We start from the raw sequence: 3181 nt of genomic DNA, 5'->3' as shown, positions 1-3181 counted from the left end.
CATGAGGTGCGGGCCATCGGCGCAAGCGCCGAATGAGGGGGCTTGCCCCCTCAAACTCCCCCGCTCAACCTGATTTGTCATTTGTCATTTGTCACATTATTTTTCGGACGTAGTTAGCGAAAAATAATGAGCGCACCCCTCCGAACCACCCCCCCCCAAAAAAAATCACGCTCGATATGGGTATGGGATATGGGATTCCCATGGGCGAGGTCGTAGTACCTCGCCCATGGGAATCCCATCCCCAGCCCTCCCGCGCTCGCAGACTTGGGCAAGGAAAGGGTCGATGGGAGCTTGCGCTCACATCGACCCTCTTCCCAGTCTTTCTTTTGGCTCGACCGCCGCGTCAATTCCGCAATCCGTGAACGAGGTCTCCGTAGATCCGCTGCGCGGAACTACTCCGCCCCCGTGGTCACGCATTGCTCCATTGACCCGTCTACTTTTCCGCACGCGCCTGTCTCACGTGCCTTGCGCTTGCGTTCGGCGTTCAGGTAGTTGCCGCGACAGTAGCGCTCGAGAATCGAGTTGTAGCCGACGATGATTTCTCGGTACTGCTCGGGGAACTCACGTAGCGCCGCAGTCGTGAAGTCATTGATGGTCTCGAACTTCTCGACCATGATGAAGCCGACCAACTCGAAGAGCATGTCCTGCTTGTCCTTGGTCGAGAGCTGCTCAAGCTGCCCGATGTCGAAGTTGTTCCCCTCGATGCGGACTTCGACTGGGTACAGTTCCTTGCCCTTCTTTCGGCACGATGCCGTGTCGTGGATGAGGTAGTCGTATGCGTGCCTGATGTTGTTGACTGGCTCCGCAGAGGAGCAGCACCTCTTGCCGTCCGCGCTCAAGCGGTTCAGGACGTTGATTATCGCCTTGCGGGTCGTGTTGCCGCCCCAAACCACGATGATGTGAACATGGGTCTTCCGCTGCTTGCTCTTCTGGTCATGGTCGATGTCGTGAATTGCGTAAGCGAACGGAACTTGAAGGATGTCGTCTATCTCCTCCTGCCAATCATCGAGCATGTTCTCTGGGTAGCAGATTCCCTCCCAGAGCTTTACCTTCGTCTCGCCAGCGTTTGCCGCCATGCTATAATCTCCTTGTCTCGAATGCCCCTGCTGCCGCCAAGCTTGCTGGGGCTTTTTCTTTTTTACCTGCGCTTGTAGACCTCGCGCCTATGCGCCACATCAACCACGAGAATCACGAGCCTGCCGTCATCGATGTCGCACAGAATCCGATAGTCGCCGACTCTGTAGCGCCACACGCCAGCCAGGTTCCCCGTCAGGGACTTGCCCCTGACTCTCGGGTCTTCGAGCTTCGCTATCTCGTCAAGCTCTTCGAATATCCTCGCGGCGATGCCCCTGTCCAGCTTGCGCATCGCCTTGTCAGCGTTCCTCGTGAAATCAATTCGCCAGACCACAATGCGCCCTTACCTCATCGATGCTGTAGGTCTCGAGCCTGCCTGCGCGGTAGTCCTCGATGTCCTTGAGAATCCCGTACTCGTACTCGAAACGGTCAATCGATTCTTGCAGGGCCTCGTTCACGTAGAAGCTCCTCGACCTGCCGGTCTCCTTCGCAAGCCTGCTGTAGCGCTCGTTCAGCTCGGTCGGAATCCTCATCGAAGTGACTGCGGTAGCCATAACGCACCTCCTATGCTGTAATACAGGTACTACTATAACACATCACCGCGCCTGCCCGCGCGACCGCGTAGGCGCTTCGTGGCTTCGGTTCCATGCCTTCGCCGCTTCCGTGGCATCCCTCACCATCTCGTCCAGGCCGTATCCGCCGCCCTGCGCCTTCCTGGGACGCATCAGCGCCCAGATGCGGTCTCTAAGCTCCTCAATTGCCGCTCTAGCTGCTCTCGCTGCTCCTGCGCATCGAGCAGTGATTGAATCGAGGATTGTGCCGCGCTCAGCGCGTCCCGCAGCTTCCCAGCGCCCAATCTCGGCAGCGACGGGTCGAAGCTCCTCAACGTCTCGCGCAACTGCTCGCGTTCCGCGCCGAAGAGACTCCAATCGCGCGGACTCCCGCTGGATTTCATCGCCCACCTCGTTGCGAAGCTCGAGCTTTTCGCCGATTTCGCCGTCCAAGCGGTCAAGCTCGGCCATTTTTTCCGCGATTCGGCGGTCTATCTCCGCAGCTTGCGCCCGCTTTTCATCGACCTGCTCGGTCACGGCACCCAATTTGGCGCGGGTCTCAACCCTCTGCCGCTCAAGGCCGTCCAGCTCGCGCTTGGCAATAACCGCACTGTGCTTCGCCTTGTCCCTCGCGCCCTCAAGGGTCTCTATCTCTGACTTGAGCGCCCTCGTTGTGCCGACCTGCACCTTGTACGCGTCAAGGCTCCTGTAGCCTTTAGCACGCAGCTCGTGGCGCAGGGGGCGCTCGTACCCGTAGGGCTTCGCGACCTGCTCCCAGAAGTCCTCCTGCAGGCGGCTCATGGTGCCCTGTGCGGTCACCTCCCACTTGCCCGCCGCGTTCTTTCGGCGCTTGTCTGGGGCGAACAGCTCTTTGGCGCACAGTCGGTCGAAGCCCGTCTCCCTGTCGTGTATCACAGGCGCGATCCAGATATGCGCGTGGGGCGTGCCCTCGTCCAGATGGATTTGGGCGGCTAGCAGGTTCTCGTATCCGTACCGGGCACCGAACCAGTTGATGCTCCTGTCCAAGAACTCCCTCGCTGTCTTCTCGTCCAAGGCATCATTGCTGGAAACGATGAACCCCATCGCGCGGACTTGGTTGTCCCTGACCTTCCTCTTCGTCTTGAGTTCCCCCATGCGCCGCTCGACCGCCTTCTCAAGCGGCACCGGGCGCTCGTCCTCCGCGCGGCAGCGGTAGCCGATGTGGCGACCCGACCCGTCAATGTCGTTGGCGTAGGTATGGGCACGCCTGTCCAGCTCACGACCCACCGCGTCAAAGCTTTTCACTTGCGAGCTCTTCATTGCGATTAGTGGCGCGACCGTCATTGGTGAACCTCCGAGTTTGAAGCCTGATGGAGCGTTAGCGACATTTGGTATAGTCACGGTATACCAAACTGCGTTTGGCCGTGCAAGGGCGCCGCCCTTGACCCGCTCGGGCGTTCCCCCCGAGACCCCCCAGCCCTACTCATTCGCGGCGTCGCTCATGAGGTGCGGGCCATCGGCGCAAGCGCCGAATGAGGGGGCTTGCCCCCTCAAACTCCCCCGCTCAACCTGATTTG

The 3181-nt window shown here is 59.8% G+C and carries 4 protein-coding genes; all 4 read right to left on the bottom strand.

The window, feature by feature from the left end; genetic code table 11:
* Positions 1-392: 392 nt before the first annotated feature.
* Complete coding sequence (locus I1969_RS10855) at positions 393-1076, bottom strand: Rep family protein (RefSeq protein ID WP_195235131.1); 684 nt, start codon at positions 1074-1076, stop codon at positions 393-395.
* Between the two features lie 62 nt (positions 1077-1138).
* Positions 1139-1366: a type II toxin-antitoxin system RelE family toxin gene (locus I1969_RS10850; protein ID WP_006236363.1), complete on the bottom strand. Its 228-nt coding sequence runs from the start codon at positions 1364-1366 to the stop codon at positions 1139-1141.
* A 25-nt stretch (positions 1367-1391) separates the two neighbouring features.
* Positions 1392-1628 (bottom strand): type II toxin-antitoxin system RelB family antitoxin, encoded by a 237-nt coding sequence (relB, locus tag I1969_RS10845; RefSeq protein ID WP_006236365.1) that lies wholly within the window; start codon positions 1626-1628, stop codon positions 1392-1394.
* Positions 1629-1670: 42 nt separating this feature from the next.
* Entirely contained in the window at positions 1671-2948 is a 1278-nt protein-coding gene (locus I1969_RS10840) for a plasmid recombination protein (RefSeq protein ID WP_195235130.1), read from the bottom strand.
* Positions 2949-3181 lie beyond the last annotated feature (233 nt).

Origin of the sequence: Collinsella aerofaciens, assembly GCF_015548375.1 — a bacterium.
In the GTDB taxonomy this organism is placed as follows: Bacteria; Actinomycetota; Coriobacteriia; order Coriobacteriales; family Coriobacteriaceae; genus Collinsella; species Collinsella aerofaciens_AB.
This window is presented reverse-complemented; position numbering and strand designations above follow the sequence as displayed.

Excerpts from the sequence above, each read along its gene's own strand:
- I1969_RS10855 (WP_195235131.1), bottom strand. The coding sequence starts at position 1,076 with ATGGCGGCAAACGCTGGCGAGACGAAGGTAAAGCTCTGGGAGGGAATC.
- relB (WP_006236365.1), bottom strand. The coding sequence starts at position 1,628 with ATGGCTACCGCAGTCACTTCGATGAGGATTCCGACCGAGCTGAACGAG.
- I1969_RS10840 (WP_195235130.1), bottom strand. The coding sequence starts at position 2,948 with ATGACGGTCGCGCCACTAATCGCAATGAAGAGCTCGCAAGTGAAAAGC.
- I1969_RS10850 (WP_006236363.1), bottom strand. The coding sequence starts at position 1,366 with ATGCGCAAGCTGGACAGGGGCATCGCCGCGAGGATATTCGAAGAGCTT.